The 3367-nt window shown below is 34.3% G+C and carries 4 protein-coding genes; all 4 read right to left on the bottom strand.

Annotated features, from left to right (window positions below; translation table 11 throughout):
* The coding region (locus PHQ99_08265; protein MDD4289564.1) for a DUF3084 domain-containing protein at positions 1–205 on the bottom strand (205 nt) is incomplete at its 3' end.
* Positions 206–434: 229 nt separating this feature from the next.
* Positions 435–1157, bottom strand: coding sequence for an LPS export ABC transporter ATP-binding protein (gene lptB, locus PHQ99_08260; protein MDD4289563.1), 723 nt, complete (start codon positions 1155–1157; stop codon positions 435–437).
* A gap of 75 nt (positions 1158–1232) precedes the next feature.
* Entirely contained in the window at positions 1233–1760 is a 528-nt protein-coding gene (locus tag PHQ99_08255; GenBank protein MDD4289562.1) for an OmpH family outer membrane protein, read from the bottom strand.
* A gap of 108 nt (positions 1761–1868) precedes the next feature.
* Positions 1869–3367, bottom strand: a 1499-nt coding sequence (locus PHQ99_08250; protein MDD4289561.1) for a BamA/TamA family outer membrane protein, incomplete at its 5' end; no start/stop codon positions are given.

Below are 3367 nucleotides of genomic sequence, written 5' to 3'. Positions count from 1 at the left end.
CATTAGACAATATTGATAAAATTGAAATAGTCAGAATTGATATAACTATTCCAGTTATAATGGTTATAAAAACTGCAGTGCGATGGGGACGTAAACCAAAAATACTTATTTTTTTCTTCCCAATACGAAAACCGGTCAAATCACCTATATAGGCGATAATCCCGCTAACAATAATCAGGGTAACAATTAAAATAATGCTGTACATAATTTAGTCAGGGACAAAAAGCCCTGAAACCTTTCTTTATTAGAATAGTTTATAGTTTTTTGTTTTTGGTTTTTAGTTAAAGAAATAAAAAAATACTAAAGACAATATCAAAATTATCAAAAAATGGTTCCCAATAAATATTTTGAGACGTTTTTTTCTAATTAGTTAAAAAAATGAATAAAATCTATATTTACTCTTTTAAACTAAAAACTGTAAACCTTCTTACAATTTACAACGCGAATCTTTCTCCTAAATAGTACTTCCGGCTGATTTCCGAATTGGCAACTTCAGAAGGATTCCCTGAGGCTAATATTTTCCCATCATGCATAATATAGGTGCGGTCAGTAATTTTCATAGTTTCCCTTACATTATGATCCGTTACCAGTATACCCAATCCTTTTTCTTTAAGATATCCAATGATTTCCTGAATATCATAGATTGCGATAGGGTCAATTCCGGTAAATGGCTCATCAAGCAGAATAAATGAGGGTGATGTGGCTAAAGTCCGGGCAATTTCCACTCTTCTTCGCTCTCCACCGGAAAGCATGTACCCTTTATATTCTGATAAGTGGGATATTTCTAACTCTTTCAGCATATTTTGACATCTTTTTTCGCGCTCTATACGGTCAACCCCTGTTGCCTCTAATATCAGCAGGATGTTTTCCCGAACAGACAGTTTTCTAAATATGGATGGCTCCTGTGAAAGATAACCTAACCCCATCCTTGACCTCTTGTACATAGGGCTATGAGTTATATCTTTTCCTTTAAAAAATACTTTCCCCTTGTCAGGACGTATTAAACCGACAATCATATAAAAGGTAGTGGTTTTACCCGCTCCGTTTGAACCAAGCAAACCAACTACCTCTCCTCTATTAATCTCCAGATTAATTTCATCAACAACTTTTCTTTTACGGTAAATTTTTATTAATTTTTCCGTCAATATTTTTTCCAAAGAATTCTCCTGATATGGAAAGCATGTAAACTAAATTAATAAAACTAAAGTTTTTTGTTTTATTAATGATTTTTATTAAGAAGCGGTAATCCTCTCGATTTCCGTAATCACATCCTGGGTAAGATTTTCTCCACCATACAGGATAATAGGATAATCTGTCATATCATTACCGGTAAATACAGGAACTTCGCTGTTAATAATCACCTCATAATTTCCTTTTTCGCCTACAGCCTTAATAGCTTGAACAATATCGGAATTTCTCTCTGCCTGCAAAGCCTGTAATTGTGCAAGTATTTTTTGTTTTATGGGCTCCCATTCTGCGTTAAAGCGTTCTTCCAGTTTTATTAATTCCGATTCATCAAGCCCTTTGCCTTCCTGATTTAACTTTTCCTGTCTTGTTTGTAATTCAGTTCTTAATTCCTGACTTACCTGATTTATCTTTTCAGTATTTGGGTGGCTTGCAGTCACTTTTGCTAAATCAACTAATCCAACACTCTGTGCTATTGCACTATTGGTAAACATTGCACCTAAAAAAATTGCAGCCACCATGACAATTACTATCTTACTAAGTTTTTTCATTCTTGCAGTTAAGTTATAATTCATAAATTTCCTCCTTAGAATTTATACCAATCAACTATAAATTTATTCAATTTTTTATTATTATAGTTATAAAATCATTAAATACGATAATATTTAAATGATATTAATTCATTAAAAACTGTGTCCAATACTGAAATAAGCCTGGCCTTCCTGATCTTCACCTATCCCATAGTCTATACTAATAGGGCCAATAAAAGTATCAAATCTAATACCAAAGCCCTTGCCAAATTTTAAATCGGTTATTGCAATTGACTCACCATAATTCCAGGCATTTCCTAAATCAGCAAAGACAACTCCCTGTACATTATCTGATAAGGGAAAACGAAATTCAGCATTAAAAACCAGCGAAATGTCACCGGAAAATTCTTTATAATCATAACCCCTTACAGTACCCAAACCGCCAATTTCATATTTCGCAAATGAAGGTAGCTCTCTATCTCCAATACCTCCCACAGCTCTCAATGCCAGGACTCCATCATTTATTGTACTGGTTAATTTTGAATCATTCTGTTTATCCTCATCAAAGACATTCGTGGACATGTAAGTTCTTAAATCCAAATCGTATTTTCGATAAGTATAATCTCCTCCCAAAAATCCTCCTGCATTTTGAATTGAACCTGTTATAAACCAACCTTCTGTCGGGTTAAATCTGTCATCACGCGTATCATAGACTAAAATAGGTCTAATGCTATTTGTGATACCTTCCTGTATATCATCAGGAAGCTGTCCTGAGATTAAATCATAAGTGGCTTCTTCGGTTTTTAATTCCAAACCTATTTTAAAATTATCTTTAAAAGTCCTTCCAAAGGAAAGTTTTCCTCCTAATCGCTCTATCTCATACTCCGAATCGACTTCATTGACTATTTCATCTTTTTTCATAAAGATATCATATGCTTCTATTCCTAGAAAAGTGGGTGTGTTAGCTAACCAGGGCTCATAAAATGAAAGACTGTAAGTTGTTCTGGTACCAACTTCTAACTTTGCTTCAATGCTTTGTCCTCGTCCAAAAAGATTAGCTTCCTTAATACTGGCATAGGCAAAAAGTCCTTCACCGGAGCTGTATCCGCCGCCACCGCCAAGTACTCCGGTACTTTTTTCAACCACCTCAATAATCAACACAATCTGCTCTTCTCCGGTTCCAGGCTCTAACCTCATAGTTACATCTTCAAAAAAACCAAGATTATATATTTCCTGCATTGATTTTTTCACCTTATCAAAATCAAATAAATCACCTGGTTCAATTTCTATCTCTCTCCTGATAACCTTGTCCACAGTTTTTTCATTTCCGGTTATCTTAACCTCTTCAACTATTCCTTCGGCAAGACTGATGATAAGGACACCTGTTTCCTGGTTAAAGTTAATTTCATTAACATTTGCTAAAATTAGCCCTTTATCGCTATATAATTGAGAAATTCTATCCAGATCATTTTGCAGTATTTTTTGGGAAAATATCTGCCCTCTTTTTAATACCATTACTTCTTCTATTTCTTCCTGCTCTAAAATAGTGCTATCTTCTATTATTATATCCTTGACAAGATTATTCTCTAAAACTTCAAATACCACTTTATACCCATCACGAAATACTTCCAGCTTAACCTGTACGTCCTGGA

Source organism: Atribacterota bacterium, from assembly GCA_028703475.1.
Lineage (GTDB): Bacteria > Atribacterota > Phoenicimicrobiia > Phoenicimicrobiales > Stramentimicrobiaceae > JAQVMU01.
The sequence above is the reverse complement of the archived record's forward strand: the minus strand, read 5'-3'. Positions and strand labels throughout refer to the sequence as shown.